Source organism: Actinomadura sp. 9N215 (genome assembly GCF_044326345.1).
In the GTDB taxonomy this organism is placed as follows: Bacteria; Actinomycetota; Actinomycetes; order Streptosporangiales; family Streptosporangiaceae; genus Spirillospora.
Genome location: NZ_JBIRBA010000002.1, coordinates 514,037 through 529,866, shown reverse-complemented (window position 1 = coordinate 529,866; position 15,830 = coordinate 514,037). Strand labels below are relative to the sequence as shown.

Here is a 15,830-nt window from a genome sequence, read left to right as displayed (position 1 = left end):
CGTGCTCGTCACAGCTTCGGCCGGATCTCGTCGGCCCAGATCTCCCGCCGCTTCTCCAGCGGCAGATGGCACGCCGCCTTGTGGCCGGGTTCGAGCTCGATCAGCTCGGGCCGCTCCGTCGTGCTCTTGTCGCCGTTCACGTCCGCGTAGGGGCAGCGCGGATGGAACGCGCACCCGGACGGCACGTTGATCAGGCTCGGCGGCGACCCGACGATCGGCAGCAGCCGCTCGGTGCGCTCCCGGTCCAGCCTCGGCATCGAGCCGAGCAGCCCCCACGTGTAGGGGTGCAGCGGCCGGTGGAAGGCGGAGTCCACGGAGGCGTACTCGACGCAGCGGCCCGCGTACATCACCAGGATGTCGTCCGACAGCTCCGCGACCACGCCCAGATCGTGAGTGATCATGATGACGGCGGAGTTGAACTCCTGCTGCAGGTCGCGGATCAGGTCCAGGATCTGCGCCTGGACGGTCACGTCCAGCGCGGTCGTGGGCTCGTCGGCGATCAGCAGCTCCGGGTCGCAGGACAGCGCCATCGCGATCATCGCGCGCTGCCGCATGCCGCCGGAGAACTGGTGCGGGTAGTCGTCCACCCGCTCGTTCGGCTTGGGGATGCCGACCTTGCCGAGCATGTCGATCGCGTGCTTGCGCGCGACCTGCTTGGACACGTCGTTGTGCACCCGGTACGCCTCGATGATCTGGTGCCCGACCGTGTAGAACGGGTGCATCGACGACAGCGGATCCTGGAAGATCATCGCCATCTCGCGGCCGCGGAGCCGGCGGACCTCGTTCCGGGACGCGCCGACGAGCTCCTTGCCGTTCAGCCAGATCTCCCCGGACACGTCGGCGTTGCGCTTGTTGTGCAGGCCGAGGATGCCGAGGCTCGTGACGCTCTTGCCCGACCCGGACTCGCCCACGATGCCGAGCGTGCGGCCGCGCTCCAGCTGGAACGACAGCCCGTCCACCGACTTGACCAGGCCGTCGTCGGTCGGGAAGTGGATCTTCAGGTCGCGGACCTCGAGGAACGCCGCGGGAGCCTCGCCGGTGCCCGGCTTGCCGGCGGCGGGGGCGGTGCCGGTCATCAGCCCAGCCTCACTCTCGGGTCGACGATGGCGTACAGCAGGTCGACGATCAGGTTGATCATCACGATGGAGAACGAGGTGATCAGCACCACGCCGAGGACCATGGGCAGGTCGCCGCTGCGGATCGAGTCGATCGACAGGCGGCCGAGGCCCGGGATGCCGAAGGTGCTCTCGGTCAGCACCGCGCCGCCGAGGAGCAGGCCGAGGTCCAGGCCGAACACCGTCATGATCGGGGTGAGCGACGCTCTCAGCGCGTGCTTGGTGACGACGGTCTTCTCCGGCAGCCCCTTGGCGCGGGCCGTGCGAATGAAGTCCTCGTTCATCGTCTCCAGCATGCCCGCTCTGGTGAGCCGCGCGTACATCGCCGCGTAAAGGAACGCGAGCGTCACCCATGGCAGCACCAGTGACTGGAACCACGTCACGGGATTCTCGGTGATCCCCCGGTAGCTGCCTCCGCCGGGGAAGATCTCCAGCCCGTAGGAGAACAGCGCGAGGGACACCAGGCCGGTGAAGTAGATGGGGAGCGAGACGCCGCTCAAGGCGATGATCATCGCCGTCCGGTCCCAGAGGCTCCCTCGCCGCAGCGCCGAGAGGACGCCGATCAGGATGCCGCCGGTGAGCCAGATCAGCGCGGCGCCGGCCGCGAGCGACACCGTCGCGGGGGCCCGGTCCATCAGCGTCTCCCGGACGGGCTGGCTGCTGCGGAACGAGTACCCGAGGCACGGCGCGGCGCAGTGGTCGGTGGTCGGGCCCGCCTTGTAGTCCCGGCCGACGACGATGCCCTTGATGTAGTTGCCGTACTGCACGAGGATCGGGTCGTCGAGGCCGAGCCGCTCCGTCGTGGCCGCGATGGCCTCCTTGGTCGGGGCCTTGCCGACGTACCCGGCCGCGATCTGGTCGGTGGTCTGCCCCGCCAGCTTCGGCAGCCCGAAGAAGATGCCGAAGGTCACCAGGCTGACCAGCAGCAACATGAAGACGGCACCGATGAGGCGCCGGATGATGTATGCGAACACATTGCGCGGCCCCACCCGCCGGCCGGGCGGACCTGTGGGTCCTGACCCGGCCGGCGGGCGTCGCCTTCACCTGCCTTCAGAGGGACGCATGAGCGAGCGGACCGTTACTCCACGCCCATGTTGAGGTAGTCGTACATTCCGCCGTAGGAGTAGGTGATGCCCGCGTTGGTGACACGCTTCGGCCGGTACATCAGCGCCTTGGCGTAGACCAGCGGGACCTCCGCGGCCGTCCCCATGATCACCTTGTCGACCTCGCCGTAGGCCTTCAGGCGGGCCGCCTCGTCCGGGGTCTGGATGGCGTCGTCGAGGCCCTTGTTGACCTTCGGGTCGTCGAGCTCGGCGAGGTTGTTGCCACCGGACGGCTTGATCGCCTTCCCGTGGACGATCTGCGAGAGGAAGCCGTAGCCGGTCGGCCAGTCCGCCGCCCACGCCATGATCATCATGCCGATGCCGTGGTCGTGGACGTACTTCGGCACGCCGACGTACTTCGAGAAGTAGTCACCGGCCGGGAACTGCACGATGTCGGCCTTGATGCCGACCTTGGCCAGGCTCTGCTGGACGGCCTGCGCCATCGCGACTTCCTTCGGCCGGTCGGACCGGGCCGAGAGCTTGGTGCTGAAGCCGTTCGGCTGGTTGCACAGCTGCAGTTCCTGCTTGGCCTTCGCGAGGGTGGCCTGGTCGAGACCGCCGCCCTCGGCCTGCTTCTGCGGGTACAGGTCGAACTTGGCATAGCCGGCGACCGTCGGGGGCAGCACCGTCGTGGCGATGTCACCGCCGGCCAGCGGGCCGCCGTAGGCGGTCTGCGCGGCGACCTTGTCGGTCGCGTACTGCACAGCGATGCGGCAGTGGATGTTGTCCAGCGGCTTGACGTGGACGTTCAGCGACATGAACCGCAGGAAGCCCTGGACGGGGTTGTCCACGTACGGCTTCTGGTCGGCGGCCAGCACCTTCGGCTGGGTGCCGGACTGCACACCGACGCCCGCGATGTCGACGTCCGCCGAGCCGGCGAGCAGCCGCTGGTCGATGTCGTCCGCGTTCTGCTTGAGCTGGACTTCGATCTTGTCGGGCAGCGCCTTGCGGATCGGGTCCGTGCTCTTGTTCCAGTTCGGGTTGCGCGACAGCGTCATCGACTTGCCGCGGGTGTAGCTGTCGATCTTGTACGGACCGCTGGAGACGATCGCGCTCTCGTACTTCAGCCCGGTGTCCTTCGCCTTCGGCACCGGCATCGTCTGCGACATCCCGACCAGGTAGTCGAACTCCTGGAACGGCGTGTTCAGGTGGAACACGATCGTCTGGTCGTCCGGGGTCTCGATGGACTTCAGGCCTTCGTCGCTCTTGTCCTTGTACGGGCCCTTGTACTTCGGGTCGTTGTCGACGAGGTACTGCTTGAAGTACTTCGGACCGTCCTGCAGCTCGTCGGAGAAGTTGCTGCGCTCGACCGCGTACTTGACGTCCTTGGACGTGACGGTGCTGCCGTCGTCGTACTTGACGCCGGTGCGCAGCTTGTACGTCCAGGTCTTGCCGCCGTCGCTGGCCTGGCCGAGGTCGGTCGCGAGGTCCGGGACGACCTTCAGGCTCGCGTCGCCCGCGGTCGGCGCGAAGGTCGTCAGGCCGCGCCCGTACAGCCGGGCGAAGTTCTGCGAGAACGCGTAATAGGTGTTGCCGGGGTCAGGAGAGTCCCAGTCGTCGGAGCTGGCGAACTTGAGCGTGCCGCCCTTCTTGTCCGACTTGTTGACGACCTCGTTCACGCCGGCGTTGTAGCCCGGGCCGCTGCCCGAGCCGCCGTCGTCGTCGCCGCCGCCACAGGCGGCCAGCCCCGCGGCCGCGACCACCCCGGCCGCCAGGACCGCGATCGGTCTCATCTTGTTCATGTGCAGGCGCACCCCTTCAATTAGACGGGTCGGTAAGAACCCGAGTCACTTGGACCGAGGGTCGAGAGCGTCCCGCAGCCCGTCACCGAACAGGTTGAAGGCGAGGACGGTGATGAAGATGGCCATACCGGGAATGATCATGTAGGCGGGGTCGGACTCGTAGATCGGCACCGCGAGCGTCAGCATGCCGCCCCACGAGGGCGTGGGCGGGTTGACGCCGACGCCGAGGAACGACAGGGCCGCCTCGAACAGGATGTTGGTCGGGATCAGCAGGGTCGAGTAGACCAGGATCGGCGCGACCAGGTTCGGCAGGATCTCCTTGAACAGCACGTAGTGGCTGCGGGCGCCCATGCTGCGCGCCGCGTCGACGAACTCGCGTTCTCGCAGCGACAGCGTCTGGCCGCGGATGATGCGGCCGATGTAGGGCCAGTTGAAGAACCCGATGACGAAGATCAGCACGGTGACCCGCAGGCCGTTGCCGCTGAGCCCGAACGCGTCGTCGGCGACGACGCCGACCAGCGCGATCGCGAAGAGCAGCAGCGGGAAGGCCAGGAAGGCGTCCATGGCGCGGCTGATGACGTAGTCGACCCAGCCGCCGAAGTACCCGGCGGTGATGCCCATGATCGTCCCGATGACGACGGACATCAGGGTCGCGAGGAACGACACCAGCAGCGAGATCCGGGCGCCGTGCACGATGCGGGCGAGCATGTCGCGGCCGGTGCCCGGCTCGACGCCGAGCCAGTGGTCACCGCTGATGCCGGAGTGCCAGATGCCCGACTTCGGACGGTTGTAGGTCGGGTCGATCAGGTTCTGGTGGTACTTCAGCGGGTCCTGGACGAAGTACGGGCCGAAGATGGCGACGAGGATCAGCAGGATCACGACGACGGCGCCGGTGAGGGCGATCTTGTCGCGCTTGAGCCGCAACCAGGCGATCTGCCCGAGGGAGCGTCCCTGGATCTTCTTGCGGTCGACGCCGGCCAGTACCGATTCCGGCTGAGCCTCTTTGTCGGACCCGGTCACCTCGATGGGTGCGGCCACGCTCCATACCTCCTACCGTCCGGCCACTGGTTCGGCCATGCCGCCGGCGTACGACCGGCGGCCGCGGAGATCATCCGCTGCCCCCGTGCCCGTTACGCCGCGTTCGCTGAAGGGAAACGTAGTCCTTCGGGCACGACTGTCCATCCGTGAAGCGACCTTCGCCAGTACCCGTATCTGACTTGTGATCTCGTCGTCATCTGGGGAACACGCGCCCGGACGCCGGGTTGGACAAATCGCCCGAATAGTACGTTCGCCGCTACCCTCGCAGGCAATACGCAGCCGGTCTAGACCAGAAAGCTTTATCGGACTGAGTCCGTTCCGAGACCGTTTCTCCGCAGGTCAACGGCGGGCACGGCACATCGGGTCACGGCGAAGGGTCACGGCCCGAGCGCGACGGACGGGACGGACGAACCGAGCGCGACGGACGAGCCGACACGGCACGGACGACACGGACACCGGGCGCAAGGACCACACGGACGGGCCGCGCTGACGGGCGGCGGGCGGCGCGGGCGGCGGGCGACAAGGACGGGAACTCGCGGGCGGCGGACGGCGGGCCGACTGGGCGGCGGGCGGACGGCGGGCGGACTGGGGACACGCGGACGGCGGGCGGACTGGCGCCGCGGACGAGTTACCCGCGGGCGGCGGGCGGGGCGGGACACGTGGGCGGTGCCGGACGCGGCGCGGCGGGCCGGGACGTCCCCGGATCGCGGAGGACGTCCCGGCCCGCCGGATTTCGTATGCGGGTCGGGCGGGGGCCGGTCAGGAGATGCCGCGGTCGCGCAGGATCCGCTCGATCTCCGCCAGCTCGGGGTCGCCGCCGCCCTGCGCGGGCCCCTCCACGGCGCCCTTCGCCTTGCCGGACCGCCCGGCGGACTTCGGCCGCGCGTCCTTGCCCTCGGCGGCCTTCTTCCCGCCGCCGGAGCCGGCGGCGCGGCTCATCATGGCGCCGGACGTCATGTAGAGGAGTACGGCGAGCCCCGCGACCGCGACGCCCGCCCACTTGACCGGGCTGAAGGCCAGGTCGACGAAGAACTCGGTCACCCCGGTCATCGCCGCCGCGAGCGGCACCAGCGACAGCGCGGCGCCGCGCAGGCCCACGCCCGCGCCGCGGCGCCGGAAGGCCCCCCAGCTGATGACCAGTCCGAGAAGGGTCACTCCGAGGCTGATCGCGAAAATGGCTGCGTCGCTCATGCCGGCCCTCTATCCCTACGCTTCGATCCCTACGCTGACGCTCTTCTCCATCGTCACACGCCGGACGGGGGTTCCGGTCCTCCCGGCGGACGGTTTGTCGGCGGGCGGGCCTCCTCCTCCGGCGTGATCCGTCCCCTAGGGACCACCTCGCAGGTATCAGCGGGCTCTGCCGCCACCGGCGCACACCGCCGTCACACGCCCGCCGCCGCGCGCCGCCCGCCGCAGGACGAATCCGGCGAAAAGCCACAAATCAGGTCAAGGTCCGGCAACGTTTGGGCGACGGCCGGATGGAGGCCCGCGACCTCGCCGCCCATCGGCCTGCGCCGTGACCGGACGGGCGTCCGGACGCGAGGTCCCCCGCGGCTCACGCCCCGGCGAACGCGGGGAGGGCGCGCAGCGTCGCCAGGCTCACCTCGCGCAGCGACGCCACCACCGTCCGTCCCGGCGCGGGCGGGATCGGCAGGACGCCGGGCACCGCGACGGTGACGCACCCCGCGGCCTCCGCCGCCGCGACGCCGTTCGGGGAGTCCTCCAGCACGACGCAGCGGCCCGCGTCGGCGCCGAGCCGCGCGACGGCGGTCAGGTACGGCTCGGGGTCGGGCTTGGTCCGCGCCACCTCGTCGCCGGCGACGCTCAGCGCGAAGTGCTCGCGGCCGATCGCGTCCAGGACCGGCTCGATGAGGCGGCGGTGGCTGGAGGACACCAACGCCGCCGTGACGCCCGCCGCGCGGACCTCGGCGAGCAGGTCCTTGGCGCCCGGCATCATCGGGACGCAGGCGGTGAGCCGCTCGGCCATGCCGTCCAGCATCCGCCGGCCGACCTCCTCGGGCGGGGCGTCGGCGCCGGTCAGCTCCAGCATGTAGTCGACGGCGACGGCGAGGGAGCCCCCGACGAGGCGCTCCTGGTGGGCGGGGGTCCACACGCCGCCCAGCCACGCCATGACCTCGGACTCGACCTCGAGCCAGACGCGTTCGGAGTCGATGAGCAGGCCGTCCATGTCGAACAGCACGGCCTGCGGGCAGCCGCGGGTCACGGCGCTCCCTTCATTGGACGGCGTGTGCAAAGAGACGGTGACGGACGGGTCACCTGACCGATACCGTGCCCCCAGTAACCTACTACCGGGTAAGGAACGGCATGAGCGCGTACCGCATCATCCTCGTCGGCACCGACGGCTCGGACTCCTCGTTCGGGGCTGTCGACCGGGCGGCGCAGCTGGCCGCCGCGACCGGCGCGACCCTGCTCCTCGCCACCGCCTACAGCCCCATGCCCGCGCGGGAGCGCGCCAGCGCCGCCGACCGGCTCGGGGACCTGGCGTACAAGGTGCAGGGGTCCACGCCCGCCGACGACGCGCTGCGCGCCGCGCGGGAGCGGGCCGTCGCCGCCGGGGCGGTCGACATCGACCAGGTCGCGGTCGAGGGCGACGCCGTCGACGTGATCTCCCGGCTGGCCAGGGAGCGCGGCGCCGGCCTGGTGGTGATCGGGAACCGCGGGCTGAACAGCCTCGCCGGGCGCATCCTCGGGTCCGTCCCGGCGAATCTGTCGCACCGCTCCCCCTGTGACGTGCTGATCGTCCACACCACTGACGGTAAGTGATGGCGGACCGCGGGTATTCCGCCGCCGGCGTCCCGCCCGGCATTCCGCCGCGGGCGTACAGGGCGGGCGTAGGGGCGCGGAAGGGTGGGGTACGTCACCGTCAGGACGTAGGCTGACAGCCACCGATCATGAGCGGGGCCCCGACCCCGGGAATGACGGCCCCCGACGATGACGCTGTACCTGGGCGTCGGAAGGAGGCAGCGCGTGGTCGAGCTGGAAAGTCTGCCCGAACTGGTCGATCCGGTGCTCGTGGCCGCCTTTGAGGGGTGGAACGACGCCGGGGAGGCCGCCAGCGGGGTCATCGCGCATCTGGAGGCCACCTGGGAGGCGGTGCCGATCGCCGAACTCGACCCCGACGACTACTACGACTTCCAGGTCACCCGTCCGATCGTGGAGATGACCGACGGCGAGACCCGCGGCATCACCTGGCCGACCACCCGCGTGTCGTGGGCGCGGCTGCCCGGCGGCAAGGACGTCGTGCTGCTGCACGGCATCGAGCCGAACATGCGGTGGCGGTCGTTCTGCCGCGAGCTGATCGGGCTGATGCTGGAGCTGGAGATCCGCAACGTCGTGCTGCTCGGCGCGCTGCTCGCCGACGCGCCGCACACGCGGCCGGTGCCCGTGACGGGGGCGGCGTCCGAGGCCGGGCTGGTCGGCACGCTGCACCTGGAGCCCGCGCGGTACGAGGGGCCGACCGGCATCCTGGGCGTGCTGCAGGACGCGTGCGCCAAGGCCGACCTCGACACCGTGTCGCTGTGGGCCGCCGTGCCGCACTACGTCGCGCAGCCGCCGTCGCCGAAGGCCACCCTGGCGCTGCTGCGCCGCGTCGAGGACCTGCTGGACGTGACCGTCCCGCTGGGCGAGCTGCCCGAGGAGGCGCGGGCCTGGGAGAACGGCGTCAACGAGCTCGCCGAGGAGGACTCCGAGGTCGCCGAGTACGTCCGGACGCTGGAGGAGCAGAAGGACGCCACCGAGCTGCCCGAGGCGAGCGGCGACGCCATCGCCCGCGAGTTCGAGCGCTACCTCCGCCGCCGCGACCCGGGCTGACCGCCCCCGCCCCGCCCGGCCGGCCGGTGCAGCCCGCCGAGCCCGGAGACGCACGAGCGCCCGCCCGGCCCGCGTCGCGCGCGAGGCATGCGGGGCCCGCCGAGCCCGGAGACGCGCCCCCAGGGGCGTTGCCGCGTTCGCACCAGAACCGGCGATCCGGTCATTTCCGTCTATCGCGCGGGCGCGTAACAGGCATTTCGCTGGTCCTTTATAAGCTGGCGGGCCTACTCTGACGGGCAGCCCCGCCCAGCAGAGGACGGACGAGAGGAAGCTCCCCGTTGCCGGACGCCCACCCGCTGCAACCCCACGACCCCACCCGCCTGGGCCGTTACGAGCTGCTCGGGCGGCTGGGCTCCGGCGCGCAGGGCACGGTCTACCTCGGCGCCGGCGCGGACGGCGAGCGCGTCGCCGTCAAGCTCCTGCGGGTCCAGTTCGACGACGACGCCACCGCGCGGGCCAGGTTCGTCCGGGAGGCCGAGGTCGCCAAGCAGGTCGCCCGGTTCTGCACCGCCCAGTTCCTGGACGCCGAGGTCGCCGGCGACAGCCCGTACCTGGTCAGCGAGTACGTCCCCGGCGAGTCGCTGAGCCGCGTCGTCGCGCGGGACGGGCCGATGGCCGGCGGCGCGCTGGACCGGCTCGCCGTCAACACCGCCAGCGCGCTCACCGCCATCCACCGCGCCGGGATCGTGCACCGCGACCTCAAGCCGCACAACGTCCTGCTCGGCCCGGACGGTCCGCGCGTCATCGACTTCGGGCTGTCGCGGGTGCTGGACGCGGCCAGCGCGGTGAGCAGCCGCGCCGTCGGAACGCCCGCCTACATGGCGCCCGAGCAGGTGTCCGGGCAGGACGTCGGCGCCGCCGCCGACGTGTTCGCGTGGGGCGCGACGCTGACGTTCGCGGCGACCGGGCGGCCGCCGTTCGGCTCCGACTCCATTCCCGCGGTCATGTACCGGGTCCTGCACTACGACCCGGACCTCGGAGGCCTGGACGGCGAGCTGCGCGAACTGGTCGCCGCGTCGCTGGCGAAGGAACCCGGGTCGCGGCCCACGGCGGCGCAGCTGCTGCTGCGGCTCGTCGGCCACGAGGACGCGTTCGACGCGGCCGCGGCCGCCGCGACGTCCCCGTCGGGGATCCCGGCGCCTCCCCCGGCACCGGTGGCGGCCCCCATACCGGCCGCGCCAGGCCCCATGCCGGGCGGGCAGCCGGGCGGCGGGGCCGGGGCGGACACCCTGCCGCCCGCCGCCACCGACCCGGGACCCGACGCCGGCGGCCCCCGTCCGCCGCCCCGGCGGCGCCGCCGGGTGGGACGGGCGGTCGTCGCGGGATTCGCCGCCGCCGTCGTCGCGGCGCTCGCCGGGGCCGCGGGATACACCCTGCTGGAGCGGCCGGGCGACGACTCGCCCGAGGCCGGCGGGCCGCACGGGAAGGTGACCGCCCCGGGGTCGACGGCGGGCCCGTCGTCCGGTCCGTCGTCCGCCAAGCCGAGCCGTACCCGCGCGGGGGCGTCGGGATCGACGGCGTCGGGGCGTCCGGGCCCCGGCGGCGGCACCCGTCCCGGCGGCGGAGACGGCGGAGGCCCGCCGGCCACCAGCGACCCGCCGCCGAAGCCGGTCGTGCTCGGCTCCCCCAGCCCCGCCAAGTACTGCGCGGCCCGCGACCGGGACGCCCAGTTCCGGAGCACCAAGTGGTACTGCGTGCCCCGCGACGGCGACATCGGCGTCGACACCCCGATCTCGTCGATGACGACGGTGTGCGCGTCCCAATACCACCCCGAGGCCGAGGCGCGGCTGCGCGGCGACGCGGGCAACCCGTCCGACTGGGACTGCTACGTCCTCAGGTGACGGCCTGGAGCGCGACGCCGAGGAGGGCGTCGGCGATGGCCTTGACCTGCGCCGGGGCGGTCTCGTCCGTGCCCTCCGCGGCGGCCCAGGCGTCGACGGCCGCCAGCGCCGCGGGGGCGTCGAGGTCGTCGGCGAGACGGTCGCGGACGGCGGCGGCGACCGGCCCCGCGGGCGGCCCGGACGGCCGCGACACGGCGGCGCTCCAGCGGCGCAGGCGGGCGGCGGCCTCGTCCAGGGCGTCTTGCGTCCACTCCCAGTCGGCGCGGTAGTGGTGCGCCAGCAGCGCCAGCCGGATCGCCATCGGGTCGGTGCCGGACCGCCGCAGCCTCGACACGAACACCAGGTTGCCGCGCGACTTGGACATCTTCTCGCCGTCCAGGCCGACCATCCCGGCGTGGACGTAGGCGCGGGCGTGCGGCCGCTCCCCCGTGGCGACCTGGGCGTGCGAGGCGCTCATCTCGTGGTGCGGGAACGCCAGGTCGGAGCCGCCGCCCTCGACGTCGAACGCCATCCCGAGGTACTCGATGGAGATCGCGGAGCACTCGACGTGCCAGCCGGGGCGGCCCTCGCCGAACGGCGACTCCCAGCCGGGCTCGCCGGGGCGCTTCGCCATCCACAGCATCGGGTCGAGCGGGTCGTGCTTGCCCGGCCGGTCCGGGTCGCCGCCGCGCTCGGCCGACAGCGGCGCCATCTCGTCCCGCGTCAGGCCGCTGACCTGCCCGAACGCCGGGTCGGCCGAGACGGGGAAGTACACGTCGCCGGCCAGCTCGTAGGCGGCGTCGCGGCCGCGCAGCTTCTCGATCATCTCGACGATCAGCGGGATCGCCTCGACGGCGCCGACGTACCGGTCGGGCGGCAGGACCCGCAGCGCCGTCATGTCGTCGCGGAACAGCTGGATCTCCCGGTCGGCGAGGGCGCGCCAGTCCTCCCCCGTGTCCCGGGCACGTTCCAGGAGCGGGTCGTCGACGTCCGTGGCGTTCTGGATGTAGAGCACGCGGTGCCCGAGGTCCCGCCAGACGCGGTTGACGAGGTCGAACGCCAGGTAGGTGTTGGCGTGGCCGAGGTGCGTCGCGTCGTAGGGGGTGATCCCGCACACGTACATCCGGGCGGTGCCGCCGGGCTCGGCGGGCCCGGCGGGACGAGCCGTGCCCGTCCCCGTGTCGTGCAGGCGGAGCGGCCGGGTCGCGGCGGGCAGGCCCGCGTCGGGAAGGCCGGGGACTTCTGAGGCGGGCCACGATCGCATACGGAAAGCTTATCCATGCCCTGTTCGCGGGTTTGCGGCGAGATCGCGGCGAGTGTCGCGAGTGTCCGGTCAGCCGAGCCGGACGCGCGGGTCCAGGACCGAGTAACCGACGTCCACCAGCAGGTTCGCGGCGATCACGAACAGCGTCACGGTCAGCGTCACCCCGATGATCACCGGGGTGTCGCCGACCGCGATGGACTGGTACACGAGCTGGCCCACGCCCTGCAGCCCGAACACCTTCTCGGTGACGATCGTGGAGCCGACGAGCGCGCCGAGGTCGATGCCGAACTGGGTGACGACGGGCGTCAGCGCCGACCGGAGCCCGTGCCGCAGGACGACGCGGCGCTCCGGCAGGCCCTTGGCGCGGGCCGTCCGGACGTAGTCCTCGCCGAGGACGTCCAGCATCGCGCCGCGGGTCAGGCGCGTGTAGGACGCGAGCATCAGGAACGCCAGCGCGGCCCACGGCAGGATCATCCGCTGGAAGAAGTGCTCCTGCAGCGGCGGCCCCGCCTCGAACAGCGGGACGCCGGCCTGGTCGAGCCCGGTGGCGAACACGTAGAGCAGCGCCAGGGCCAGCACGAACGGGGGCGTGGACAGGCCGATCAGCACGAACACGGTGACGGCCCTGTCCCACACCGTCCGCGCCTTGGACGCGCTGAGCACGCCGAGGCCGACGCCGCCCGCGAACCACAGCACTCCGGCGCCGAGGACGAGCCACAGCGTCGTCGGGAGCCGCTCGGCGATCAGCGCCGACACGGGCGTCCCGCTGATGTAGGAGTCGCCGAGGTCGCCGCGCAGCAGCCGCTCGACGAACCGCCAGTACTGGACGAGGACGGGCCGGTCCAGCCCGAGGTTGGCGCGGATCTGCTCCAGCGTGTCGGCGGTGGCGCGGGGGCCGCCGATCACCCGCTCCACCGGGACGGGCGAGACGTGCAGGAACACGAACACCAGCGTCGACACCAGCCACAGCACGACGGCCGAGTACAGCAGCCGGCGCAGGACGTACCGCGGCAGGCCCCGGCTCACCGCCCGCTCCCGGCGCGCGGGTCGAGGGCGTCCCGGATCCCGTCGCCGGCCAGGTTGAACGCCAGCGTGGTCAGCAGCAGCAGCGCGGCCGGGACGGCGAGCAGCCACCACGCCGACCGGAACACGTCGCCGCCCTCGCCGAGCATCGAGCCGAGGCTCGGCACCGGCGGCGGCACCCCGACGCCGAGGAACGACAGCGTCGCCTCGAACACGATCGCCGCCGGGATCTGCAGCGAGGCCAGCACGGTGATCTGCGCGGCGAGGTTCGGGAGGACGTCCGCGACCATGATCCGCGCGTCGCCGGCGCCGAGCGCGCGGGACGCCTCGATGAACTCACTGCGCCGCAGCGCCAGCACCTGCCCGCGGATCACCCGGCCCGCCGCCGCGAACGAGAAGAACGCGATCACCAGCACCGTCAGGGCGAGCCCGGCGGCGGCCGACGAGACCCGGAACGTGGTCGCCAGCGTGATCGCCACGAGCAGGTAGGGCAGCGCGAGCGTCAGGTCCATCAGCCGCGCGAGCAGCGCGTCGACGGCGCCGCCCGCGTATCCGGCGATCGTTCCCGCGGCGGTTCCGGCGGCGGTGGCGAGCAGCGCCGCGCAGACCCCGACGACCAGGGACACGCGCGTCCCGTAGGCGGCGCGGACGAGGACGTCCCGGCCGAGCTGGTCGGCGCCGAGCGGGAACTCCACGCCCGGCCCGCGGGGCTGCCCGGCGACGTCCAGGCCGGTCTCGGGGAACGTCCGGTCGTAGGGGTGGCCGGTGAGGTGCGCCCACACGGGCGCCAGCAGCGCGAACACCGCGATCAGCAGCAGCACGGCGACGGACGCGACGGCGACCCGGTCGCGGCGGAAGCGGGCCCAGGCGAGCCGGGACGGCGCGCGCGCCGGAGCCCCCGCTGCCACCCCTGCCACCGCGCACTCCCCGTCTGCTGGCGACCGGCCCCCGGGCGGCCCCCGCCGCCCCTCGCGGATCGCGATAAGTGGCCAAGCTAGCACCGAGCGTCATCGCGCCGCCGCCGGTTGGCGGAAACGGCGGCTACAGCACGCGGGTCCAGGCGCCGGCGTCGCCGGGGACGGCGGAGAAGTCGTACCGGACGCCGACCGCGCCGAGCGAGGTGAGGCTGACCGAGGTGGTGCCCCACACGCGTCCCTCGCCGAGGTCGAGCAGCGGCAGCAGGGACCGGTGGTCGGCGCGGGCCAGCCCGTCGCCGTCGACCAGCGGCAGCCATTCGCCCCAGGCCCGCTCCAGGGGCTCGTCCGGTCCGGGCTCGGGACGGGCCGCCGCGGCCAGCCGCGGCCGGAAGTGCCCGAGCCGGGCCGACATGTAGGCGTCCTCCGTCGCCCCTTCGAGCTGCCCGGCGCCCTCCAGCCCGCTGTTGACGATCAGGTGCAGGCCGGGGCCGAGGTCCCGTTCGGCGAGGTCGGCGCCGTCCCAGCTCCACAGCCGCACCCGGTCGGGTTCGGCGCCGACGAGGTGGAACGGGTCGAACGAGGCCAGGTCGACCCGTCCGAGCTTGCCGTCGGCGGCCACCCGCAGCGGCAGCACGCCCCGCGAGGCCCGCCCGGCCTCGGGCGCCATCCGCCCGCGCCCGTTCAGCACCGTGGAGATGCGCGGCGCGCCGGGCTCCACGGCGAACCACGTCCCGCCCGCCCGCAGATCGCGCCCGGCGACGAGACTCGGCCGGTCCGGCCAGTGCCGTCCCGGCGGCTCCCACTCCCGCGCGACGAACTCGTCCCGCACACCGACGAGCAGCACCGGCACCGGGGAGGACGGTTCAAAACTGATGATCGCCGTACACATGCCCCCAATTGCACCACCACGCCCATCCCACCAAACGTTCGGGGTTGACCCCCGATCCTTGGACGAGTCACGACACCACCCCTGGACAAGACCTCAGCCGGGGTCACGGGCCGTGCGGCCGGAGGCGCCCCGCGCCGGAGGTCGCACGGCCCGACGAGCCGGGCGACCGCAGCGACACGTCACAAACCCGCACGGTCGCGGAAACCCGCACCGTGGCGTGAGGATCGACCGGCTCGTGACGGGGGGTGGGGGGTCGTCCCCCCTCACTACAGGGGCGGCCACGGGATGGCCGGCCAGTCCTCCGGGGGGTAGGGGTGGATGCGGTGCTTGAGCATCAGCTCTACGCGGCGGCGGGTGGCGTCGACCTCGTCGGGGGTGAGGAGCTCGGCCAGGCGGGCGCCGAGCGGGCCGCCGCGCAGCGCGTCGTTGACGTGCGCCAGCGCCTCCAGCGCCTCGGAGGTCAGCGGCTTGCCGCGCCACTGCCACAGCACCGTGCGGAGCTTGTACTCGACGGAGAAGCACACGCCGTGGTCGCAGCCGTAGACGCGGCCGTCGCCCGGCGGCAGCAGATGGCCGATCTTGCGGTCGGCGTTGTTGACGACCGCGTCGAACACCGCCATGCGGCGGACGGCGTCGTCGTCGGAGCGGGACAGCGCGACGAGGTCGACGTCCGGGTCGGGCTCGACCCACAGCTGCACCATGCCGGGTCCGTAGGGGCCGTCGCGGTGCACGGTGGGCGGGACGGTGCCCCAGCCCATCGTCTTGGACACCTCGTAGGCGGCGACCTCGCGCTCGGCGAGGGTGCCGTCCGGGAAGTCCCACAGGGGGCGCTCCCCCGCGACCGGCTTGTAGACGCAGCTCGCGGCCTGGCCGTCGTGCTCGACGGAGCAGTAGAGCGTCGCGTTGGACGCCTGGACGAGCCGCCCCTCCACGCTGAGCCGCCCGGCGCACAGCAGCCGCTCGGCGGCGGCGACGTCGCGGGGGGAGACCGGCTGTCCGGGCGCGCCGCCCCCGGCGGCGTCGCCCGCGGGCGCCCGGTCCCGGGAGGACTGCGTCATGCGTTCATTCTTCCGGCCACGCCGTCCATG

General features: G+C 72.6%; 14 protein-coding genes. 3 read left to right on the top strand and 11 right to left on the bottom strand.

What is annotated here, in order from left to right; genetic code table 11:
* Nucleotides 1-8: 8 nt before the first annotated feature.
* The 6 genes from ACH34T_RS05125 to ACH34T_RS05100 all read right to left on the bottom strand — a co-directional run bounded on the left by ACH34T_RS05125 (nt 9) and on the right by ACH34T_RS05100 (nt 7,222).
* The gene (locus ACH34T_RS05125; RefSeq protein ID WP_395990770.1) at nt 9-1,076 is read right to left on the bottom strand and encodes an ABC transporter ATP-binding protein; all 1,068 of its coding nucleotides are present in this window, start codon (nt 1,074-1,076) and stop codon (nt 9-11) included.
* Nucleotides 1,076-2,089 (bottom strand): ABC transporter permease, encoded by a 1,014-nt coding sequence (locus ACH34T_RS05120; RefSeq protein ID WP_395990769.1) that lies wholly within the window; start codon nt 2,087-2,089, stop codon nt 1,076-1,078. The genes ACH34T_RS05125 and ACH34T_RS05120 overlap by 1 nt, the downstream gene beginning before the upstream one ends.
* A 104-nt stretch (nt 2,090-2,193) precedes the next feature.
* Nucleotides 2,194-3,960 (bottom strand): ABC transporter substrate-binding protein, encoded by a 1,767-nt coding sequence (locus ACH34T_RS05115; protein WP_395990768.1) that lies wholly within the window; start codon nt 3,958-3,960, stop codon nt 2,194-2,196.
* Between the two features lie 45 nt (nt 3,961-4,005).
* Complete coding sequence (locus ACH34T_RS05110; RefSeq protein WP_395990767.1) at nt 4,006-4,998, bottom strand: ABC transporter permease; 993 nt, start codon at nt 4,996-4,998, stop codon at nt 4,006-4,008.
* A gap of 759 nt (nt 4,999-5,757) precedes the next feature.
* Complete coding sequence (locus ACH34T_RS05105) at nt 5,758-6,189, bottom strand: hypothetical protein (RefSeq protein ID WP_395990766.1); 432 nt, start codon at nt 6,187-6,189, stop codon at nt 5,758-5,760.
* Between the two features lie 364 nt (nt 6,190-6,553).
* Nucleotides 6,554-7,222, bottom strand: coding sequence for an HAD family hydrolase (locus ACH34T_RS05100; protein ID WP_395990765.1), 669 nt, complete (start codon nt 7,220-7,222; stop codon nt 6,554-6,556).
* 101 nt (nt 7,223-7,323) lie between these two features.
* Here ACH34T_RS05100 and ACH34T_RS05095 point away from each other — a divergent pair, with 101 nt between their 5' ends.
* The 3 genes from ACH34T_RS05095 (at nt 7,324) to ACH34T_RS05085 (ending at nt 10,670) form a co-directional block, all read left to right on the top strand.
* Nucleotides 7,324-7,782 carry a universal stress protein gene (locus ACH34T_RS05095; RefSeq protein WP_395990764.1) on the top strand — a complete coding sequence of 153 codons (459 nt, stop codon included), beginning with the start codon at nt 7,324-7,326 and terminating at the stop codon, nt 7,780-7,782.
* A 204-nt stretch (nt 7,783-7,986) separates the two neighbouring features.
* Nucleotides 7,987-8,829, top strand: coding sequence for a PAC2 family protein (locus ACH34T_RS05090; RefSeq protein ID WP_395990763.1), 843 nt, complete (start codon nt 7,987-7,989; stop codon nt 8,827-8,829).
* Nucleotides 8,830-9,107: 278 nt separating this feature from the next.
* Nucleotides 9,108-10,670: a serine/threonine-protein kinase gene (locus ACH34T_RS05085; RefSeq protein WP_395990762.1), complete on the top strand. Its 1,563-nt coding sequence runs from the start codon at nt 9,108-9,110 to the stop codon at nt 10,668-10,670.
* On the opposite strand, the gene mshC is transcribed toward ACH34T_RS05085, so the two are convergent.
* The 5 genes from mshC to ACH34T_RS05060 form a co-directional block, all read right to left on the bottom strand.
* Nucleotides 10,663-11,913 carry a cysteine--1-D-myo-inosityl 2-amino-2-deoxy-alpha-D-glucopyranoside ligase gene (mshC, locus tag ACH34T_RS05080; RefSeq protein ID WP_395990761.1) on the bottom strand — a complete coding sequence of 417 codons (1,251 nt, stop codon included), beginning with the start codon at nt 11,911-11,913 and terminating at the stop codon, nt 10,663-10,665. The two genes, ACH34T_RS05085 and mshC, sit on opposite strands and share 8 nt — an antisense overlap.
* Nucleotides 11,914-11,982: 69 nt before the next feature.
* The gene (locus tag ACH34T_RS05075; RefSeq protein ID WP_395990760.1) at nt 11,983-12,939 is read right to left on the bottom strand and encodes an ABC transporter permease; all 957 of its coding nucleotides are present in this window, start codon (nt 12,937-12,939) and stop codon (nt 11,983-11,985) included.
* Nucleotides 12,936-13,853 (bottom strand): ABC transporter permease, encoded by a 918-nt coding sequence (locus ACH34T_RS05070; protein WP_395990759.1) that lies wholly within the window; start codon nt 13,851-13,853, stop codon nt 12,936-12,938. The genes ACH34T_RS05075 and ACH34T_RS05070 overlap by 4 nt, the downstream gene beginning before the upstream one ends.
* Before the next feature lie 124 nt (nt 13,854-13,977).
* Entirely contained in the window at nt 13,978-14,742 is a 765-nt protein-coding gene (locus ACH34T_RS05065) for an NRDE family protein (RefSeq protein WP_395990758.1), read from the bottom strand.
* 266 nt (nt 14,743-15,008) lie between these two features.
* A complete protein-coding gene (locus ACH34T_RS05060; RefSeq protein ID WP_395990756.1) occupies nt 15,009-15,800 on the bottom strand; it encodes an SCO1664 family protein in 792 nt (263 codons plus the stop codon).
* Nucleotides 15,801-15,830 lie beyond the last annotated feature (30 nt).

Coding starts and splice junctions, on each gene's coding strand:
- ACH34T_RS05125 (WP_395990770.1), bottom strand. CDS start 1,076: ATGACCGGCACCGCCCCCGCCGCCGGCAAGCCGGGCACCGGCGAGGCT.
- ACH34T_RS05115 (WP_395990768.1), bottom strand. CDS start 3,960: ATGAACAAGATGAGACCGATCGCGGTCCTGGCGGCCGGGGTGGTCGCG.
- ACH34T_RS05105 (WP_395990766.1), bottom strand. CDS start 6,189: ATGAGCGACGCAGCCATTTTCGCGATCAGCCTCGGAGTGACCCTTCTC.
- ACH34T_RS05095 (WP_395990764.1), top strand. CDS start 7,324: ATGAGCGCGTACCGCATCATCCTCGTCGGCACCGACGGCTCGGACTCC.
- mshC (WP_395990761.1), bottom strand. CDS start 11,913: ATGCGATCGTGGCCCGCCTCAGAAGTCCCCGGCCTTCCCGACGCGGGC.
- ACH34T_RS05065 (WP_395990758.1), bottom strand. CDS start 14,742: ATGTGTACGGCGATCATCAGTTTTGAACCGTCCTCCCCGGTGCCGGTG.
- ACH34T_RS05060 (WP_395990756.1), bottom strand. CDS start 15,800: ATGACGCAGTCCTCCCGGGACCGGGCGCCCGCGGGCGACGCCGCCGGG.